This is a genomic window from Azospirillum sp. TSO35-2, assembly GCF_003116095.1.
Taxonomy (GTDB): Bacteria; Pseudomonadota; Alphaproteobacteria; order Azospirillales; family Azospirillaceae; genus Azospirillum.
Map to the genome: position 1 here is coordinate 75,879 of NZ_LGRA01000022.1, position 20,216 is coordinate 96,094.

Annotated in this window: 14 protein-coding genes and 3 pseudogenes; 9 read left to right on the forward strand and 8 right to left on the reverse strand. The window is 65.5% G+C overall.

What is annotated here, in order from left to right:
* Nucleotides 1-75: 75 nt before the first annotated feature.
* Both TSO352_RS30265 and TSO352_RS30270 read left to right on the forward strand, forming a co-directional pair.
* On the forward strand, nucleotides 76-636 hold the full coding sequence (locus TSO352_RS30265; protein ID WP_109111007.1) for a sugar O-acetyltransferase: 561 nt from the start codon (nucleotides 76-78) through the stop codon (nucleotides 634-636).
* 75 nt (nucleotides 637-711) lie between these two features.
* Nucleotides 712-1,128, forward strand: a complete 417-nt coding sequence (locus tag TSO352_RS30270) for a GNAT family N-acetyltransferase (protein ID WP_146210818.1) — start codon at nucleotides 712-714, stop codon at nucleotides 1,126-1,128.
* A 527-nt stretch (nucleotides 1,129-1,655) separates the two neighbouring features.
* Here the strand turns inward: TSO352_RS30270 and TSO352_RS30275 are convergent.
* From TSO352_RS30275 to TSO352_RS30285, 3 genes and pseudogenes are all read right to left on the reverse strand, one after another.
* A complete protein-coding gene (locus tag TSO352_RS30275; protein ID WP_109111009.1) occupies nucleotides 1,656-2,369 on the reverse strand; it encodes an IS6 family transposase in 714 nt (237 codons plus the stop codon).
* Nucleotides 2,370-2,518: 149 nt separating this feature from the next.
* Nucleotides 2,519-3,331, reverse strand: a pseudogene (locus TSO352_RS30280) (IS5 family transposase).
* Nucleotides 3,332-3,442: 111 nt separating this feature from the next.
* Nucleotides 3,443-4,200 (reverse strand): annotated as a pseudogene (locus tag TSO352_RS30285) (IS5-like element ISAzba5 family transposase).
* Between the two features lie 584 nt (nucleotides 4,201-4,784).
* Between TSO352_RS30285 and TSO352_RS30290 the strand changes: the two are divergent.
* Entirely contained in the window at nucleotides 4,785-5,192 is a 408-nt protein-coding gene (locus TSO352_RS30290) for a MarR family transcriptional regulator (protein WP_247872547.1), read from the forward strand.
* A 42-nt stretch (nucleotides 5,193-5,234) separates the two neighbouring features.
* On the opposite strand, the gene TSO352_RS30295 is transcribed toward TSO352_RS30290, so the two are convergent.
* The gene (locus TSO352_RS30295; RefSeq protein ID WP_109111011.1) at nucleotides 5,235-7,010 is read right to left on the reverse strand and encodes a cytochrome c biogenesis protein DipZ; all 1,776 of its coding nucleotides are present in this window, start codon (nucleotides 7,008-7,010) and stop codon (nucleotides 5,235-5,237) included.
* Nucleotides 7,011-7,070: 60 nt separating this feature from the next.
* Nucleotides 7,071-7,841, reverse strand: coding sequence for an alpha/beta hydrolase (locus TSO352_RS30300; RefSeq protein ID WP_109111012.1), 771 nt, complete (start codon nucleotides 7,839-7,841; stop codon nucleotides 7,071-7,073).
* A gap of 226 nt (nucleotides 7,842-8,067) precedes the next feature.
* On the opposite strand from TSO352_RS30300, the gene TSO352_RS30305 reads away from it, so the two are divergent.
* Both TSO352_RS30305 and TSO352_RS30310 read left to right on the forward strand, forming a co-directional pair.
* Nucleotides 8,068-8,808 (forward strand): response regulator, encoded by a 741-nt coding sequence (locus TSO352_RS30305; RefSeq protein WP_109111013.1) that lies wholly within the window; start codon nucleotides 8,068-8,070, stop codon nucleotides 8,806-8,808.
* Between the two features lie 11 nt (nucleotides 8,809-8,819).
* Nucleotides 8,820-10,142: a HAMP domain-containing sensor histidine kinase gene (locus TSO352_RS30310; RefSeq protein WP_109111444.1), complete on the forward strand. Its 1,323-nt coding sequence runs from the start codon at nucleotides 8,820-8,822 to the stop codon at nucleotides 10,140-10,142.
* An 8-nt stretch (nucleotides 10,143-10,150) separates the two neighbouring features.
* Here TSO352_RS30310 and TSO352_RS30315 read toward each other — a convergent pair whose 3' ends face one another.
* The gene (locus TSO352_RS30315) at nucleotides 10,151-10,804 is read right to left on the reverse strand and encodes a TetR/AcrR family transcriptional regulator (RefSeq protein WP_109111445.1); all 654 of its coding nucleotides are present in this window, start codon (nucleotides 10,802-10,804) and stop codon (nucleotides 10,151-10,153) included.
* Nucleotides 10,805-10,925: 121 nt separating this feature from the next.
* Here TSO352_RS30315 and TSO352_RS30320 point away from each other — a divergent pair, with 121 nt between their 5' ends.
* Both TSO352_RS30320 and TSO352_RS30325 read left to right on the forward strand, forming a co-directional pair.
* On the forward strand, nucleotides 10,926-12,524 hold the full coding sequence (locus TSO352_RS30320) for an ABC-F family ATP-binding cassette domain-containing protein (protein ID WP_109111014.1): 1,599 nt from the start codon (nucleotides 10,926-10,928) through the stop codon (nucleotides 12,522-12,524).
* Nucleotides 12,525-12,709: 185 nt separating this feature from the next.
* Entirely contained in the window at nucleotides 12,710-13,786 is a 1,077-nt protein-coding gene (locus TSO352_RS30325) for an alpha/beta hydrolase (protein WP_109111015.1), read from the forward strand.
* Between the two features lie 14 nt (nucleotides 13,787-13,800).
* On the opposite strand, the pseudogene TSO352_RS34175 reads toward TSO352_RS30325, so the two are convergent.
* Nucleotides 13,801-14,342 (reverse strand): annotated as a pseudogene (locus tag TSO352_RS34175) (transposase); the annotation flags it as partial.
* Nucleotides 14,343-15,011: 669 nt separating this feature from the next.
* On the opposite strand from TSO352_RS34175, the gene TSO352_RS30340 reads away from it, so the two are divergent.
* Both TSO352_RS30340 and TSO352_RS30345 read left to right on the forward strand, forming a co-directional pair.
* The gene (locus tag TSO352_RS30340; RefSeq protein ID WP_247872548.1) at nucleotides 15,012-17,591 is read left to right on the forward strand and encodes a HAMP domain-containing methyl-accepting chemotaxis protein; all 2,580 of its coding nucleotides are present in this window, start codon (nucleotides 15,012-15,014) and stop codon (nucleotides 17,589-17,591) included.
* Between the two features lie 128 nt (nucleotides 17,592-17,719).
* Nucleotides 17,720-19,273 (forward strand): ABC transporter substrate-binding protein, encoded by a 1,554-nt coding sequence (locus tag TSO352_RS30345; RefSeq protein ID WP_199231788.1) that lies wholly within the window; start codon nucleotides 17,720-17,722, stop codon nucleotides 19,271-19,273.
* Here the strand turns inward: TSO352_RS30345 and TSO352_RS30350 are convergent.
* A complete protein-coding gene (locus TSO352_RS30350) occupies nucleotides 19,266-20,171 on the reverse strand; it encodes a LysR substrate-binding domain-containing protein (protein ID WP_109111018.1) in 906 nt (301 codons plus the stop codon). The two genes, TSO352_RS30345 and TSO352_RS30350, sit on opposite strands and share 8 nt — an antisense overlap.
* Between the last annotated feature and the right edge of the window lie 45 nt (nucleotides 20,172-20,216).

Genomic DNA, 20,216 nt, shown 5'->3' on the forward strand with positions numbered 1-20,216 from the left:
TATTTTTCGCGCATCCGACGACGCGCAAGGTAGAATTCTCCCGTGAGGGGTGTCGGGAAAGGGGGAACTGAAGAGATGCCGTGCGATGATCGCGCCAAGATAATTTCCAGAGGCACACCGGAATCGGCAGCCATGGTAGCTAGCGTTAAACGCGCCATGGCGATCACCTCAGTTCTCAACCGCCTGACGTTTGATGACGCGAATGAAATTCGCGCAGTGTTCAGTGAGCTTATCGGCAGCACTGTGGACGACAGCTTTTCGCTGATCCCACCATTTTACGCCACCGGCGGCGAAAACATCCGTATTGGGCGAAATGTCTTCATAAATCAGAATTGTACCATGTACGACCTTGGCGGGATCGACATTGCTGACGATGTGCTGATTGGACCGAACGTAAACATCATCACGTCAGGCCATCCAATCGAACCGTCCCGAAGACGCGCCTCTGTGATCGCAAAGCCAATCGTAATTGAGAGAAATGTCTGGATCGCTGCGGGCGCAACGGTCATCGGTGGGGTGACTGTGGGCGAAAACTCGGTTGTTGCAGCGGGTTCGGTGGTCACCAAAGATGTTCCACCGAATTCACTCGTTGGGGGAAATCCCGCACAGATCATTCGTTCGATCGGCATAAATTGAACTGTTGTCCGTAAGGGGGTAGCAAAGCGGACACTCTGATCCAGGCGGATCAGAGTGTCGCGAAAAGGAGGGGACGTGCGCATAGAAGTTCATGAAGCGGTTGCTCCACCTGGAGCGGACGACATAACGGCCGGCCTGCTTGCACATCTGGTCGAGAAAGCGGGCGACTGGCCGCGTGTGCCGCTGACGGTCATGCTGAAGGACGACGCGGGCCAACTGCGCGGGGGCATCCGCGGCATGCTGACATTGTGCTGGCTTCAGATCGACAATTTTTGGATCGAAACCGCATTCCGTGGACAGGGCCATGGAAGCCGCATTCTCGCGCAAGCCGAGGGCATGGCCCGAGGCAAAGGAGCTATCGGCGCACAACTGACAACCTCGACCTTTCAGGCAATCGGCTTCTACGAGAAGCACGGGTATGTCGAAATCGGCCGCCTGCGCGACCGGCCTCCGGGGCAGGACCGCGTTTGGATGGCAAAGCGTTGGGGATGACGCTTCCGAACCGGCATTCGGATGCATCCGGAGCGGGTCGCCGAGGCATACGCACCAGCAAGGGCGATCCTCGATCAGGCGCTGTAACCGGGCGGTCGGAACGCTGTCGCGAAAGGGGCAGTTGGCCATATCGCCGGCATGCCGGCGGCGATCAGCTGGCCAGCACCAGCCCGGCCGGCTCCTCGATCTCCACCGCGGCCGCCAGCACGTCGATGTCGAAGCCCTGCGCCTGGCGCCCACTATCCGGCGCCGGCGGCGCGGCCTAAAATCAGCCGCTGAGAACCGGCGTCGCGAAAGGGACCATGACGGATGGCTTTGGTCAGACAACTCGGGCCGGCGGATGCCGAGGCCTTGCGGATGCTCCGTCTAGAATCCTTGGAGTTGCACCCAGAGGCCTCCGGATCGAGCCATGCCGAGGAGAGCGCCCGCTCCGTCGATGCGTTCGCGGCATGGACCACTGGCGGCTATATCGCCGGTTCCGTTGCAAAGTTTGACGGTGGCTGCGGTGAGCCGCGGTATCGACACCGTTAGGCGGCCGCTCCGAACAGGTGGGCGATGAAGGTCGCCTGAGCGGGCATGTCGTTGACGGGCATGGCGGCAACCTGCCCCTTGCGGACCATCGCCAGGATCTCGTAGCCGGCGAGCGTCCGGCGCGCGGTGTGGAAGCTCTGGAACCCAAGCCCCGGCCGGACCAGCCGTTTGATCCGTCGGTGATCCTGTTCAACAATATTATTGAGGTACTTGACCTGGCGCAGCTTGGTGAAGCGCCACAGATCGCCGTTCTTCTTCATCGTCTTGGTCGCACTCGGGTAGGCAGCGTTCTTGTCCACCGTGAGGGTGCGCGGGTTCACCGTGTGCGCCTGCTTCAGCGCCTTGCGGAAGAAGCGTTGGGCGGCCGCGGCATCGCGCTTGACGCTGAGCAGGAAGTCGATGGACTGCCCGCGCGCATCGACGGCGCGGTACGGATACATCCAGCACCCCTTGACCTTCACGTAGGTCTCGTCTACCCGCCAGGAGCCGGTGGTCCGCCGCAGGTGTAGGCGCAGGCGCTTGTCCAGTTCAGGCGCGTAAGCCTGGGTCCAGCGGTAGAGCGTGGTGTGATCGACCGTCACGCCGCGGTCGGCCAGCATGCGTTCGAGGTCACGGTAGCTGATCGGAAATTGCAGGTACCAGCGCACCGCCCACAGGATCACCTCAGCCGTGAACTGCCGACCCTTGAACGGGCTCTTCCCGCTGCGCATCACTGTCTCACCCCAGCCGCTGAAAGGGGCCGGGGTTTTACCCGATCTCCGCCCGCCCGCAAACTTTGCAACGGAACCCGAACTCCTGCCCTGGGAGTGGAAGGCAATCCGCGAGCAGACGAAAGCTGCCTAGGGCGCTTCTGCAAAGGTCAGAGCCATAGAAGAATGGCGGCGACGGTGATCATGGCGAGGTAGTTGGCGGCGCGCTTCTCGTACCGAGTGGCGATCCGGCGGAACTGCTTCAACCAGCCGATCAGGCGCTCGACCCGGTTGCGCTCGCGATACGCCGCGCGGTCGAAGGTGGGATCCGGGCGCTCGTTGCTCTTGGTCGGGATCACAGGCTGGATGCCGCGACGGCGCAGGGCTCGGCGGATGACGCCGCTGCTGTAGGCTTTGTCGGCAGCCAGCCGATCCGGTTTCAGGCGTGGCCGTCCTCGACCGAGCCGCCGGATCCAGCCAGTGCCCAAAAGTGCGGTGAAGGCCATGCTGTCATGCACCTCACCGCCGGTCAGCTTGAAGGTGACCGGCTTACCGAGCCCCTCGGCACGGACATGGATCTTGGTCGAAAGCCCGCCACGGGAGCGGCCGAGCGCCTCGCCGTCACGTTGCCTTCCGGCTTTCCGGGCACCAGCGGCGTGCTGATGAGCGCGGACAACGGTGCTGTCGATGAAGTGCAGCGACCAGTCCACCCGCCCTTGACGGTCGTTACGCGCCTGCAAGACTTCCAAGATCCGCTGCCAGATCCCAGCCTTACGCTAGCGATAAAACCGGCTCGACACCGTACCCACCGGGCCGTAGCACTCCGGAAGATCCTTCCAGGGCGCGCCGGTCCGATTGATCCAGAGGATGCCGTTGAGGACCGGGCGGTGAGAGTGATTTGGGCGTCCAATACGTGGCTTTTCGGGAGGAAGCAGCGGCTCCAGCCGCTGCCATTGTGCATCCGTCAACTCAAGGCGTACCATCCGAACCAGATGGGGACGAGAAGGCTGAGGCCCACCGTTTTCCGGGAAAATCCGTTCTCCGACAGCCCCTCGCACCTACGGGATGGTGCCGATGAACGTTAGGGTCCAGACTCATAACCAGTAGGCGACGGTTGCGGCGATGTGGACGGCCGCCATGAAGTTGGTAGCGGAGCGGTCATAGCGGGTGGCGATGCGCCGGAAGTCCTTGAGGCGTCCGAACATACGCTCGATGACGTTGCGGTTCCGTTAGAGGTAGGGTGAGAAGCAGTTTTTCCAGCGCTTGTTGGCGCGTGGCGGGATGTTGGGCGCGGCCCCGGCCTCTTCGATCTTCCGGCGAACAGCGGCGCTGTCGTATCCCTTGTCGCCGTGCAGGAGGTCGGTGGCAGGCATCCGGTCGAGCAGACGGTCGGCGGCGGTGCAGTCGGCAACCTGACCGCCGGTCAGCAGGAAGGCGAGCGGCCGCCCACGCGGATCGCTCAAGGCATGGATTTTGGTGGTTCGTCCGCCACGGGACCGTCCGATGGCCTGGGCGCGCTCCCCCCTTTGCCGCCGCTTGCCGATCGATGGGCGCGCACGGCCGTGGAGTCGATCATTACCTGGGCCGGTGGGCCACCCGCCGCGGCCAAGGCATGGAAGATGTCCTCCCACACGCCCTTCGCCGCCCAGCGGACGAAGCGGTTGTAGAGCGTCTTGCGCGGACCGTAGACCGGTGGAGCATCCGCCCAGCGCCCGCCCGACTTCAGCACATGGACGATTCCGCTGATCACACGGTGATCGTCCACGCGCGGCTTGCCTCGGGTGTCGCGAGGAAGGTGCGGCTCAAGCCGCCCAAATTGCTCCACAGTCAACCAGAACTGACCGTCGCTCATCGCAAAGCCCCTTTCCAGGGCGTTGAATCACAACGGCTCCCTGACGAAAAGGCTCTTTATGAGTCCGGACCCTAGGATCCTAAACCCCCGTCCGCCCGCGTCGGCACGATCCGCACATGGACAACAGCGGAGCCAATCGGTCTTCAAACAGCTTCATTTCTTCGTCCTCACGGTTTGGGGGGAGGAGGGTGGTCACAGCTGCTGACGCGTCGGCAGGCCGGTGCGGAAAGGGTGCGACAGAGGAAAGCAGGGGCCGTGGTCGCGAGAACAGCGCCAGGATGGAGGGCGCCTCGAGGGGATCGTCATCCCAGACGTAGGGCGCGGCAGCGAGCCCAATGGCTGCCACCGCCGCAAGAAGGACACGCATGGTGCTGTCTCCTACAATGGATGTGTGATAATCATTATGATCGTAATCACATTGGTGCCCTGCCAAATCCGGCGAGTGCGGCGATGGCGATCAGAACAACCAATTTTCCGGTGACGACATGAGCCGCAAGACCGCCAGCACACCCACCGCCCCCACCTCCGATATGCCGGCCGCTGAGCCGGCGGGAAGGTCGCAAACCGCCAGACTAGCGGATTTCATGTGCTTCACGATCTATTCGGCCAACCTCGCCTATTCGCGGGTCTACAAGCCGGTGCTGGAGCAGTTCGGCGTCACCTATCCCCAGTACATCACCATCATCGCCCTGTGGGAGGAGGATCGACAGACCGTCAAGAGCCTCAGCGAGAAGCTGTTCCTGGAACCCAGCACCATGACGCCGATGCTGCAGCGGCTGGAGGCGATGGGCTATGTCACGCGAGCCCGCGACGACGAGGACGAACGCAGCGTCCGCGTCTCCCTGACCGAGGCGGGCCGTCAGCTTCGCGAGAAGGGCCTGGGCTTCGGCGAGTTGACGGTGAAGGCTTCCGGACTTCCGCCCGACGAGTTCCGCGCCCTCCAGAGAGCGGTCGCCCGGCTACGCGATAACCTCCGGGAGGCCAGCAAGTAAAACAGATCGGATGCGGAGGTCCGGGGCCATGCGGGCTTCTCCTCAACCGAAGGTGAAGGCGTAGGCGTCGACTCCGGGATCGAGAAAGCGCACCTCGAACGTCCGCTCCCGCACCGCGCCCGCCTGCCGCACCAGTTGGTAGAGCCTGGTTTCCGAAACGGTACCGTAGCCCTCGGCGTCCGTGTCCGTTCCGTGATCCGGCCCGGGCGCCATGCCGTCGATCATGACCTGGAAGCGGACCGGCCGGCCGTCCCGGGTCGGACCGAGGATAAGGTGCAGGTCGCGGGCCCGGAAGCGGTAGACGATCGCCCCGCCCGCCCAGTTCAGCCGCGCCTGCTCCGGCCCGACCGTCCAGTTGCCCGAAAGCCCCCAGCGGTTGAGCCGCAGCGCACCGACCGTGTAGTCCTGCGGCCGATCGATGCCGTCCCGCTCCGGCGAGGCGAAGTTCGCAGCCTGCCGATAGCCGACGTAGGTTTCGCCGGAGCGGACTTCACCGAGGTCGGCGGGCGCCTGGGCGCCCTGCCCCGCCGGGTTGACCAGCCCGCCGTCACTGACCCGACCCCCGGCGGCCCGGCCTCCGGCTGCCTCCGCCAGCAAAACCTGGATGACCCGTTCGGTCTGCTCGTACCCGCCCTCGCCGAACTGGTGATGACGAATCCGGCCCGTGGCGTCGGCGATATAGAAGGCCGGCCAATAGCTGTTGCCGAACGCCCGCCAGATGCGGAAGTCGTTGTCGACCGCCACCGGGTAGGTGATGGCGAAATCCCGCAACGCCTTCTGCACGTTACCGATCCGCTTTTCGAAGGCGAACTCCGGGGCATGGACACCGACCACCACCACCCCCTGGTCCCGGTACTTCTCCGCCCATGCCCGCAAGTACGGCAGCGTGCGGATGCAGTTGATGCATGAGTAGGTCCAGAAATCGATCAGCACAACCTTTCCGAGCAGCTCCTCCGTGGTCAGCGGCTTTGAGTTCAGCCAGTCCGTCGCACCGTCCAGGGAGGGGAGAATGCCCTCGACCGGCAGGCTGCTGCGGTAGACCCGCCTGGCATCGGCAAGCACGAGGCCCGTCCCGGACGTCTCCAGCTCACCCGACGTTCCGGAAGACGCAGGGGCAGGGGCAAACCTGTCGATTAGCAATTGCTCGACTCCCGCTGTGCCAGCATAGGACAGGCGGGCCAGCAACCCGGTGTCGAGCCCCAGGGCGATGACGCTGACACCGGCAAGAACGGCGATGCCCAGTCCCTGGCGGAGCCGCTCCCCGATGCCGAGCGACCGCTTCATCGCCGCCAGCAGCCGGCCGCCGGCAAGGACGGCGAGCGCCAAGGAAGTCGCGGCACCCGCCGCATAGGCCGCCAGCAGCAGCGTGGTTTGCAGGCTGGCGCCGTGAAGCGCCGCACCGGTGAGGACCAGCCCGAGGATTGGCCCGGCGCACGGCGTCCAGAGCAGGCCGGTGGCGACACCCAGCAGGAGCGATCCGGCGACACCGGCACGATCGGACAGCCGGTTGCCGGCGGCGACCAGCGGACGGCTGAGCACCGCCGCGGCGCGGGGCGACAGGAGCGTCCAACCGAACAGCGCCATCAGCGCGATGGCGGCGGCCCGCCCGGCGCCATTCGCCTCCACCGCCCAACCTCCGCCGACGGCGGACAGCGTGGCGACCGCAGCGAAGCTGGCCAACATGCCGAACAGCATCGGCAGGATGCCGCGGAGCAGCGGCTGCCCCGCCCAGGAAAAGACGAAGGGCACGACCGGCAGGATGCACGGGCTGGCGATGGTCAGGGCGCCCGCCAGGAAGGAGACAAGAAAGAGGATCATGACTGAACCCTTTCGAGGGGTGGGTGCGGCTTCGCGCCCGCCCCGCAAATCATGGGAAGATCACTTGGAGACCGCCTCGGCCGCCTCGACGATCAGGGCGGCGACGGCCTCTGGCTTGGCGGCGTAGACGGCATGGCTGGCCTCGACCGACCGGACATGGCTGCCGGCCCGGCGGGCCATTTCCAGTCCCAGCTCAGGGTTGATCGAGCGGTCGGCGGTCGCCACCAGCGCCCAGCTCGGCCTCGATTTCCATGCCGGGTCGCCGGCCGGCGTCGTAAAGGCGCTCTTCGCCGCGAACACCTGGGAGCGGGCAAGGAAGGCCGCGTCTGCCGGCGGAAGGTCGGCGGCGAAGGCAGCGGCAAAGGCCGGCGGGTCGAGATAAAGATAGCCGTCGTCGGTGGCCTTGACGGCATCCGGCACGGCACCGGCCAACGGCTTGCTTTCGGCCAGTTTGGCGAGGCTCTCGCCCTTTTCGGGCTCGAAGGCGGCGACATAGACCAGTGCGGCGACATGGCCGTCGTTCCCGGCCTCGCTGATCACCATCCCGCCATAGCTGTGGCCGACCAGGACGGCCGGGCCGGTCTGAAGCGAGAGGACGCGGCGGGTGGCCGCGACATCGTCGGCGAGCGAGGTCAGCGGCTGCTGAACGATCGACACGGCATAGCCCTTGCCGGTCAGGATGTCGGAGACCTTGCGCCAGCCCGAACCGTCGGCGAAGGCGCCATGCACGATGACCACGGACTTCACCGGAGCGGCGGCGGCCGGCGACCATGGGGCGGCCAGCGACAGGGCCAGACCGAACAAGGCGGCCGGAACTTTGCACTGGAGCATGGATGTGTCTCGTCATGTGGTTTGCGTCGTAATGATTATCTTGATAAGTACATCCGCCGAAGGCAGGCTGTCCAGACGGAACGATGCGGATGCCGGCTTGCGGCGGGGGGTTTTTTGTACCGGCATGTATCGGCCGACGGGACGGATACAGACCGACACAAACCGCCGGATGCGGGCAGCGCTCCACCCGTCATAAGACCGCCGAACAGCAGCGGGGTTCGACCGAATGGATCACATCGACCACGTCCTGATCGTCGACGACGACCGGGACATCAGGGAACTGGTGTCCGGCTATCTGAAGAGGAACGGACTGCGCGTGACTCTCGCCGCCGACGGCCGGCAGATGCGGTCATTCCTGGAGCGCGACCGGGTGGACATCATCGTGCTCGACATCATGATGCCGGGCGATGACGGGCTGGTTCTGTGCCGGGAGCTTCGCGCCGGCCGGCATGCCACGACACCGATCCTGATGCTGACCGCGCGCAACGACGAGATGGACCGCATCCTCGGCCTGGAGATGGGGGCCGACGATTATCTGGCGAAGCCGTTCGCCGCGCGCGAATTGCTGGCCCGCATCAAGGCGATCCTGCGCCGGGCGCGTATGCTGCCGCCCAACCTGCAGATCAGCGAGGCCGGACAACTGCTGAGCTTCGGCAACTGGCGGCTCGACACCGTCGCCCGGCATCTGCTTGACCAGGACGGCACGGCCATTGCGCTGAGCGGCGCCGAATACCGGCTGCTGCGTGTCTTCCTCGACCACCCGCAACGGGTCCTGTCACGCGACCAGCTCCTCAACCTGACGCAGGGGCGCGAGGCGGACCTGTTCGAGCGGTCCATCGACCTGCTGGTCAGCCGGCTCCGGCAGCGGCTGCGCGACGACGCGCGCGAGCCCAGCCACATCAAGACGGTCCGCAACGAAGGCTATGTGCTGGCGATGCCGGTGGAGATCATGAGAACACGGCCATGAGGGGCGAGGCCATGAAGGGTGCGATCCGTCGGCTCCAGCACTTCCTGCATTCACCGCGCACCCTGCGCTGGCAGCTGTTCCTCATCCTCCTGACCGGGCTAGTCCTCGCGCATGGCCTCTCCTTCGGCGCGCTTTTCCTGGAGCGCACCAGTGCCGCCAAGGCGATGATGCTCGGCACGCTGGAACAGGATGTGGCGACCTCCGTCGCTCTGCTCGACCGCCTTCCACCGGAGGAGCGGGGCCGCTGGCTGGCGGTGCTGGAGCGGCGCACCTACCGTTACCAGCTTGGCCCCGGCCTGCCGGGCGTGCCGGACCTGGGCAGCCGCGGTGCGGAGATCGCCCGCGCCATCAACGGCGGTGCCGGCCCCGCTTTCCCGGTGGTCGTCGAGACCATTCCCGGCGACCGCCCGCATCTCCAGGCCCATGTCACGCTTCGCGACGGTTCCCTGGTGACGATCGACGTCACGCCAGCGCTCATGCCGCTCGCCGCCTGGCTCCCCCTTCTGCTGGCCGGCCAACTCCTGCTGCTGGTCCTCTGCACCTGGCTTGCCGTGCGGCAGGCGATCCGCCCGCTGGCGCGCTTCGCCAAGGCTGCCGAGACGCTCGATCCCGGCGGCACGTCGGCACGGCTGGCGGAGGACGGCCCGAGCGAGGTCGCCCATGCCGCGACCGCCTTCAACGCCATGCGGGACAGGATCGCCCATTATCTGGAGGAGCGCGTGCGGATCCTCGCCGCCATCTCCCACGACCTCCAGACGCCGATCACCCGCATGGCGCTGCGGGTCGAGATGGCGGAGGACAGTCCGGAGAAGGAGCGGCTGCTCGGCGATCTGTCGCAAATCGAACGGCTGGTGCGCGAAGGGGTGGCCTATGCGCGCAGCGCCCATGGCGATGTCGAGCCCCCGGCCCGCATCGATGTCGGGTCTTTCGTCGAAAGCCTCGCCTTCGACTATCAGGACATGGGCAAGCCGGTGACCGTCCGCGGCCTCTCCGGTGCGGTCCTGACCACCCGGCCGCACGCGCTGCGCCGCATCCTGACCAACCTGATCGACAACGCCCTGAAATTCGCCGGAGAGGTCGAGATCACGGTGACCCGGGACGGCGCCGGCCGGATCGGCATCGCGGTCCGCGACACCGGCCCCGGCATTCCGGAGCATCAGCTCACCGCCGTCCTCCAGCCCTTCTACCGGCTGGAACAGTCGCGCAACCGCGATTCCGGAGGAACCGGTCTGGGACTGGCCATCGCCCACCAGCTGACGCTGGCAATCGGCGGGTCGCTGACGCTGCGGAACCGGCCGGTGGGCGGCCTCTGTGCCGAGGTGACGCTCGGCTGACGGGGGAGTCAGCCGCTTCCGAAGGCAGCGGTGAAGACCGCCCAGCGCTCTTCGAACAGACGCAAGAGTGACGGTCCGCCCGCCGTCCCATCGTCGCCAAGTCCATCGTCACCAAGCCGGATCCGGTTGTTGACGCCCTCCAGCAGGTCGATCAGGATCCCACAGGCCGAAGCCGGATCGCCCGGCCGCAATTCGCCCGCCTCTTGCGCGGTGGAAACGAACCCGACCAGCGGCTCCAGCGAATCGCGCGACCAGGAGGCCAGCCGCTCCCGAAGAACCGGCGAGACCGCAGCCTCGGCGCTGACGGAGAGATAGAAGGCGGCATAGTCGCGTGACGACCCGATCTCGACATAGCGGAACGCGGCACGGCGCAACGCGCCGAGCGCTCCCACCCCACCCTCGCCAGCGGCGGACAGCAGAGCTTCGCGGAACCGCCCGACATCCCGCCCGACCACGGCTTCGAGAAGGGCGGCTTTATTGGAGTAACGGCGGTAAAGCGTGTGCTTGGACACACCGAGTTCGGTTGCAATCTCTTCCAATCCGCTATTGACGACGCCCTTGCGGCAGAAGACGGCCCTGGCGCCGTCCAAGATGCGCGCATCGATGGCCGCAGCCTGTTCTCTGGTCGGCCTTCCTCCTGGCTTGCGTCCGCCGGTGTCCATGTTCACGTCCCTTCCGCTCTCCATCCGCCGACAAAACAGCACAGGTCCGTTGCGTTTTCTATCATCGTCTGATATCAGCACGGTTGCGTGCCGATATCCTGAAATCACCAAGGGGCGACGCATGGTCTCCATCTCCCTGTTCCGGATCGGTTGGGCGACGCCCGACGGTCACAGCGTCCTGACCGGTGTCGACCTGAATTTCGGGCAAGAGCGCACCGGCCTCGTCGGACGGAACGGCATCGGCAAATCGACCCTGCTGAAACTCATCACTGGAGAGCTTCAGCCGCTCGCCGGCAGCGTCCGGGTCACCGGCACGCTCGGCCTGCTGAGACAGACGGTCCGGCCCACCGAGCGGGAAACGGTGGCGGACCTGTTCGGCGTGACCGAGGCGCTCACCCTTCTGCACCGCGCCGAGGCCGGGATAGCAAGCGCGGAGGAACTGGCGGACGCCGATTGGACGCTGGCGGAGCGCGTCGCCGCCGCCCTGGCCCGCGTTGGGCTCGATGCCGGTCCCGATACCCGGCTGGCGGAACTCTCCGGCGGCCAGCGGACACGCGCCAGCCTTGCCGCAGCGGTTTTCGCCGCACCGGATTTCCTGCTGCTCGACGAGCCCACCAACAACCTCGACCGCTCCGGCCGCGAGGCGGTGATCGCCCTCCTCGCCGGCTGGCGGGCCGGAGCCATCGTGGTCAGCCACGACCGCGAACTTCTCGACCGGATGGACGCCATCGTCGAGCTGACCTCGCTGGGTGCCACCCGCTATGGCGGCAATTGGACACGCTATCGCGAACGCAAGGCGACGGAATTGGACGCGGCGCAGCAGGATTTGGCCCACGCCGAAAAGCAGGCGGCGGAGGTCCGGCGCAAGGCGCAACTCGCTGCGGAACGGCAGGACCGGCGCGATGCGGCCGGGTCACGGAAGGCGGCGCAAGGCGACATGCCCCGCATCCTGCTGGGCGCGCGCAAGAGCAATGCCGAAGCCAGCCGGGGGTCCGGCGCCAAGCTGGTCGACCGCCAGCGCGCGGAGGCCGAAATGGCACTCACGTCGGCGCGGTCCCGCATTGAGATCCTGCACGACTTCTCGGTGGCGCTGCCACCCACCGGGCTTCCGGCCAACAGGATCGTCCTGCGGTTGGACGACGTCACCGCCGGCCACGACCCGGACCATCCGGTCATCCGCGATCTCTCCTTCACCATGGAGGGGCCGGAGCGGGTCGCCATCGTCGGGCCCAACGGGTCGGGCAAGACGACGCTGCTGACGCTGATCGCCGGCGGGCTCGCCCCGATCCGGGGCACGGTGTCGGTCGCCGTCGGCTTCGCCATGCTCGACCAGAGTGTCGGCATCCTCGATCCCACCATGTCGATCCTCGACAATTTCCGGCGCCTCAATCCTGGCGCAACCGACAATGCCTGCCGGGCTGCACTTGCCCGCTTCCTGTTCCGGGCGGACGCCGCCCTGCAACAGGTGGCAACGCTGAGCGGCGGACAGATGCTGCGCGCCGGCCTCGCCTGTGTGCTGGGCGGACCGCGGCCACCGGCGCTGCTGATCCTGGACGAGCCGACCAACCACCTGGATATCGAAGCGGTCGAAGCCATGGAGGCGGGACTGAGATCCTACGACGGCGCCATCCTGCTGGTCAGCCATGACGAGACCTCCATGGCCAACATCGGCATCGAACGACGGCTGAGCCTCGACCCAAAGGGCGGCGGGAGCCCATAGCCTCCGCCGGTATCGCTGATTCCGGACAGGAGTGGGACGGCTACCTTCATCAGGATTTTGTATCCCACTGTATCGGTTGGGTCCGCAGGTACAGACGCTTTCACAATGTCCGATGGCCGGACATGCGGGGGATACATCGGCATCTCATGTTGCGGCCACGGATGAACACATGTCGGAAGAGATAGATGGCACTGGAACTGGAGACGGATACCGCCGGCACGGCCCTGGTCGACCACGGGCGGCGGCGCTTCATCGGCACGGCGACCCTCGCAGCGGCGGCCGCCGGCCTTGGGCTGGGAACGGGACGGGCGCAGGCGGCGGAACCCCCTGCGGCCCGGCCGGCGGCGGGCTCTCTCTCGCCCACCAGCTTCAAATCGCTGAAGCAGATCGATGCCGGACCACTCAACATCGGCTACGCCGAGGATGGCCCTGCCGACGGGCCGGTGGTCCTCCTCCTGCACGGCTGGCCCTATGACATCCACAGCTATGTGGAGGTGGCCCCAATCCTGGCGGGGGCCGGTTACCGCGTCATCGTTCCTCATCTGCGCGGCTACGGCACGACGCGCTTCCTGTCCGCCGCGACGCCGCGCAACGGCCAGCAAGCGGCGATTGCCGCCGACATGATCGCCCTGATGGATGCACTGAAGATCCAGACCGCAATTCTCGCCGGCTATGACTGGGGCGCCAGGACAGCGAACGTCATGGCCGCACTCTGGCCGGAACGCTGCAAGGCCATGGTGTCGGTCAGCGGCTATCTGATCGGCAGCCAGGAGCTCAACCGGGCGCCGCTGCCTCCGAAGGCGGAGCTGCAATGGTGGTATCAGTATTACTTCACCACCGACCGCGGCCGCGCCGGCTACGCAAAGTATACGCACGACTTCGCGAAGCTCATCTGGCAGCTCGCCTCCCCAAACTGGGCCTTTGACGACGCCACATTCGAACGCTCCGCGATCTCCCTCGACAATCCGGACCATACCGACATCAGCATCCACAACTACCGGTGGCGGCTCGGCCTTGCGGAGGGGGAGGCGCAATATGACGCGCTCGAACGGTCGCTGGCGGCCTTCCCGACCATCAAGGTTCCCACCATCACCATGGAAGGCGACGCCAACGGCGCTCCGCACCCGGAACCGGAGATGTATCGGGCGAAATTCACCGGCCGCTACGAGCATCGGCTGATCACCGGCGGCATCGGTCACAATCTGCCGCAAGAGGCGCCGAACGCCTTCGCGCAGGCCGTATTGGACGTTGGCAAAGATTGATCGGGACCTGACCACTTTTGCATGGACAGACTACGAGCCCGGACGTTCCGACCGACCGGTTGCTTGTAGCGCATCATCGCCACCTCACCCAAGGAGCGGCGGCCATACTGGGCCGCCCGCTGCCATCCGCGGCGCTCGGCACCGCGCTCGGGCGTGGAGGAATGATCACCTCTGCGGCCCGGCTATGGGCGGCGACAGCGCGGTAAACCGACACGCCGTCGTCTGTGCCGTTGGCCGGCACCAAGCCGATCGGACGCGCGATCCGATTGAGCAACGGGCCGACCAGCGAGGCGTTCCTCCCCTCATTGTTCGTCAGGTCCGAGGCAAGGATCTCGCCACTGTCCGGATCGACGGCCAAGTGCAGCATGCGCCACCTCCGGTGCGCGTGGCCGCCGTGCCTCCCCAGGTGCCACTCGCCTTTACCAAACACCTTCGGCCTGGTGGAATCGGTGACCACCGTCACTGACCCATCCACCTTCGCCAAAGCGCTCGGCACTTTCAAGGTGGCGCTGCGACAGGAAAAGGTCGTGAAGCACGGGTTCCGGCCAACCACCCGCTGCGTCCGATCCGCGCGATTGTGGATGAAGCGCTGGAGGTGACGTCTCCGGCCTTGGAGGGCCTACCTAAACGGCGGCTCCGGGAGCCTCGGAATGAGGCAAACCCCTCCATCCCGACCAAAACGGGCATTGAAACACCATTCTTAGGCTTCGCTGGAAATAGGGGCGCCGCATCAGCCCGTTTTCCCGCGTCCTGTTAGATACGGCGGCACCACCCACCCTTGGCCCAAGGCATCGAGTTCGGTCCACACATAACCATTCGGAATACACGATCAAAAATAATGACTTTGACCATACTTCAACATTCCCGCTACGGTGTGATCAGTCACGCAAACGATGGAGTTCGTCGCCTGTAATTGAGTGAAGTTCAAAGGTGCGCTCAAAACAAATACTCATAAACGATGTAAAGCTATAAGGCAGACTCAAGATATATAACTGATTTTGCCATTGTATTCGCGTAATGCTTTAAACACAATTTCCGCGCTGCGTTTTTTAAAAACAAAACGAGATAAACGCTGCGCGACCTGCAGCATCGCCAATTTTCAGTCTTGTGGAAATCCAGAGCAGCCGGGGCTTCGGCACCGATCGCCACTTCTTTAACCAAAGAGGCCCCAAAGACGATGAATGCAACCCCAAACGTCATTGACCGGCAGCCAGAATATCGCCGCATGGGTGTGCGCGCCAAGCTGTTGCTGGCTTTCGCCGGAATGGCTGGGATGACCGTCACCGCGAGCGTGGTCGGGCTGATGTCCTTCTCCGCGGTTCAGGCGCCGCTCGGTCGGATTGTGGAAACCAGCCTGCCGGAAATGGAGCTTGCCAAGCGGCTGTCCGGGGAAAGTGGCGCGATCGCCGCTGCCGCTCCCACCCTGGACGCTGCCGACAGTCAGGATGCCCGAGCACGGATGTCCGCCGAGATCATGGGGCGCGGCAAGGAATTGATCGCCCTGGTGGACGAACTCGTGGTCAGGCGGCCCGGCAACCCGAAGGTCACCGAAATCCGGGATTTGGCAGCCAACCTGATCGCGACTCTGGAGGCCGAAAACACCACGGTATCCCGACGGCTCGATCTGCGGATCAGGCGTGAAAGCATGATGGTCGAGTTGGGCAGGCGGTACGACAGCTTCCTCGCCATTCTCAATCCGCTGATCGAAGGCGCCGGCAGGACGCTGCGCACCAAGAGCGAAACCCTCAATGCGATGACCGGGCGCGACATGGCGGCGCTCAATCGTACCGTCGGCTCCCTGGTCGCTCTTTTCGAAATCCGCAGCGACGTTGCGCTGGTCTCGGAGACGATGGAACGGGGCACCGCTGCGCTGGAACCGGATACCATCGCCGAACTCCGCGAGGCCTATCGGGAAGCGGCCTCCCGTCTGGCCGGCAGTATCGATCAGGTCGGCGATCTGATGGGCAAGGAACCGGTGGAGGCCACCAAGGCCTTGCTCGCCTATGGTGAGGGGAGTGGCAGCCTGTTCGATCTCAGGCTTCGGATGTTGGAAGTGGCAGGGGGCGAATTTTCCGGCCTCGACACGCAGATGACGACCGCCGCGACCAGCATGCAGCGCCTGCACCGCGAGGTCATGGACATGCTGGAGTCCCCCCTGATGCAGGCAAAGGCGGAGATCAGGATCTCCACCACCAATGTCCGCACGCAGACGCGGGACTCGCTGGAGGATTTGCAGGGGTTCGGGCTCGAACAGTTCCGTGCCTACCTGGAGATCGCCGCCTTCGGAAACCTTCTGACCGGCGCTCTGAACGAAGCGGCCCAGGCCCCGGATCAAGCCCGCCTGGATGTCCTGGCAAGCCGTTACAAGGATGCCGGTGCCGCGGTCGCCACACGGATGAAGATCGCCGGCCGCGACAGCGGCAGCGCGGCCCTCGCCAGCAGTTTGAATGCGATCACCTCCTATGGCGCAGCCCCCGACAGCCTGTTCGATTTGCGCAAGGCCGAATTGGAAGCCGCGACCGAGAACGCCGCCGTCCTGGCCCGAAACCGGTCGATCGCGTTGCAGTTCGCCACTGCCGTCGATCAGCAGATCGCCGCGATGAAGCGGGAGACCGACGCGGCATCCGCCAGCGCCACCGAGACCATTGCAAGCGGCCGGATGATCCTGATCCTGGTTGCGGCGGCCAGCCTTGCCGGTGCGGCCGCGCTGGCCTGGATCGTGGTTGGCCGCATGATCGTGACGCGGATCAGCCGGTTGTCGACTGCGATGCGGGACATTGCCGGCGGCAATCTCGATACTGTGATCCCCAACGGTGGTGGGGACGAGATCGCCGACATGGCCGATGCGTTGGTCGTCTTTCGCGATACAGCCGACCGGGCATCCCAGGCCAGCGCCCGCGCGGAGGCGGAGCACCGCCGGGCGGACCAGGAGCGTGGCCGCGCCATGCTTGAAATGGCCAAGAGTTTCGAAAGTGGTGTCCGGGCCGTTCTCGACCGGGTTAACCAGACGGCCGGCGAGATGCAGGATGTGGCCCAGCGGATGAGCGCCAACGCCGATACCACCGTGGAAGAAGCCGCCGCCGCCGCCGCCGCCGCCGCCGCCGCCGCCGCCGCCACCTCGCAGCAAGCCGAGGGCAGCGTCAAGGCGGTCGCCGCGGCAACGGAAGAGTTGTCGGCCACCATTCAGGAAATCGGCACCCAGGTAACCGCTTCCAGCCGCATTGCCCGCCAAGCCGCCGAGGATGCCGTCCGGACCGACAGGACGGTGGAAGGGCTGGCGCAGACCGCCACCAGGATCGGTCAGGTGGTGCGGCTGATCAATGACATCGCCAGCCAGACCAACCTCCTGGCACTCAACGCGACGATCGAGGCGGCGCGGGCGGGTGAGGCCGGCAAGGGCTTCGCCGTCGTGGCATCGGAGGTGAAGAACCTCGCCACCCAGACCGGCAAGGCGACGGAAGAGATCTCCGATCAGATCCAGGCGATGCAGGCGGTGACGCAGGAGGCGGTGGACGCCATCCGCTCCATCGCCGGCACCATCCACTCGATCAACGAGATTGCCGCCACCGTCGCCGCCGCCGTCGAGCAGCAGAGTGCGGCGACCCGTGAAATCGCCCGCAACATCGGCGAGGCCGCGGACGGAAGCCAGCATGTCCGCAAATCCATCGATCTGGTGGCGCAGGCCGCAGTGGAGTCGGGGGCATCGGCCGACCGGGTGCTCAGTGCCTCCTCCACTGTCGCGGACGAGGTGCGCCTACTGGGTTCCCAGGTCGACACGCTGGTCGGTCGGATGCGGGCGGGGTGAGGCGGCAGCCGCCTTACCGGAAGGTATAACAATTCGGAATAGTGTGACGGACGGAATGACCGTCACCGGCTTTGCAAATGGCCATTGGCGTGTTGACCGTCACTCGAAACAACTGCGGGAGTGGGATTATGGGAAAGGCGTTGCGGCCGCTTTGGGCATTGGGCCTGCTGGCGGGGATGGTCATGACATCCGAGGTTGCCCAGGCACAAAGCGTGCTGCGCGTCGGCGCTATGGCCGGCGATCTGGTCACTCTGGACCCGCACCGGGCGACGACCTCCCAGGACGTCGGGCTGGTGAGCTGGATGTTCAACGGGCTGGTCCGCTTCCCGCCCGGCAGCGCCAACCCCGACGCCATCGAGCCCGATCTGGCCGAGCGATGGGAAACGTCGGCCGATGGCCGCGTCTGGACCTTCCACATCAGGAAGAGCGTGCGCTTTCACGGCGACTGGGGCGAGGTGACGGCCGACGACGTCGTCTTCTCGCTCAAGCGCGCAGCGGACCCCAAAAGCTCCTCCTTCGCCGGTGACTATGCGGGCATCGACAGCATTACTGCATCCGATGGCTCGACCGTGGTCATCACGCTGAAGGAGCCGGACCTGAAGCTGCTAGGCCTGCTCTCCAACTATCATGGCGGCAACATCGTAAGCCGCAAGGCGGTGGAGGCGCTGGGAGAGGCGTTCAAGACCAAGCCGGTCGGCACCGGCCCGTTCTCCTTCACCGACTATCAGCCGCAACGGCATGTGGAGCTCGCAGCCAACGCCCGCTATTTCCGTGGCGCACCGAAGATCGACCGCGTGGTCTATCGGTACATCAACTCGGACAACACGCGCGAGTTGGCATTCGTTTCCGGAGAGCTGGATCTGATCGACGGCAAGCGGGAACAGATCTGGGTCGAGCGGATGAAGAAGCAGCCCAAGGCGCAGGTCGACATCTTCGCGCCCGGCGAATTCCGTACGCTGCACATCAATTCGCGCATCAAGCCGCTTGACGATCTTCGGGTGCGGCAAGCGATCGCCTATGCCATCGACGTCCCGCAGATCATCAAATTCGTCGGCAAGGACGTCACCGTGCCCGGCCGCTCCGTCGTGCCGCCCGGCTATCTGGGCGAGGCGAAGGAATCCTGGACCGTTTCCTACAATCTCGCCAAGGCCAAGGCGCTGCTCGCCGAGGCCGGGTATCGCGACGGATTCACGGTGCCGGTGGTGGTCTCCAACGTCTCGGCCCAGTTGCCGATCATGGAGGTGATCCAGGCACAATTGCAGCGGGTCGGCATCAAGCTCGACATGTCGGTCGTCGATCACGCCACCTACCATGCGCAGATCCGCAAGGACGTCAGCGCCCTGGTCTTCTACGGCGCCGCCCGCTTCCCGTCGGCCGACATCTGGCTGAACGAGTTCTACCACTCCCGCAGCACGGTCGGGACGCCGACGGCGGTGGCGAATTTCTCGCACTGCAACGCCGGCGACACGGACATCGATGCTGCGCGGATCGAAGCGGATCCGGCGAAACGCACCGCCCTCCTGCACGCCGCCCAGGAGAAGATCGCCGCCCAGGTCTGCGCGGTTCCGCTGTTCAACCTGATGCAGGTCTGGGTCCGCCGACCCGGGCTCGATCTCGGATACCAGCTGGACGGCACCCTCAACCTCGCGCCGCCGATCACCGAGGCAAGCACCCTCAAATAGCCACCACGGGCGTCGCCGCGGCCCGGTGGATCTCCGCCGCCAGCGCCGCGACGAGGCCGGTCTTGGGTCCGTCGAGGGGCATGCCCAACCCAAGCTCCAGGGGAAATGCCGGATGGAAAGGCTTCGTCACCACACGATCATGGCGGCCGTCGAGGTACAGGGGATCGATCAGCGCGACCCCCAGCCCCTCCGCCACCAGGCCGTAGAGCGTCTGTGCCGAACTCGCTTCGATGCGCAACTGCCGCTCGACGCCGAGGCTTGCGAACAGTTCGTCCATCCGGTGCCGGTAGGTGGTGCCCTCCCCCAGGGAGATGAACGGCTCACCGGCCAGGTCCTCGGCGCGGATCACCTCGGCGGCGGCCAGCCTGTGGCCGTTCGGAAGGATGCACAGCGCATTGTGGGGGCCAAGCTTCTCGCAGCGCAACAGCGGGTGGTCCGAGGGGCTGACGATCAGCCCGAGATCGAGCTGCCGGTTCGCCAAAGCGTCGACGATGAACTGGGAACTGCGGGCGTGGATCGACACGCGCACCTCTGGACGTCCGGCCAGGAAGTTCTTCAGCACGCGCTGGATGAAGCCGGTGGACAGCGCGGGCATGACGCCGATCACCAGATGTCCCTGCCGGTGCGTGCGGATCGCTTCGGCCGCCTGACCGATCCGGGCGATGCCGAGGAAGGTGCGGTAGACCTCTTCGTAGAGTTCCATCCCCTCCGTCGTCGTGACCAGACGGCCACGAATGCGGTCGAACAGGGCGAACCCCACCGTGCGCTCCAGGCTGGCGATCAGTTTGCTGACCGCCGGCTGGGTGATGCACAGGATCTCGGCCGCGCGGTTGACCGTGCCCGCCTCCACCACCGCCTTGAACGCCTCGATCTGGCGCAGGTTCAACCGCTCCGCCATCCCTATAACCTTTCGTTATCCTCTTCAGAAAACTACTCTCAAGGA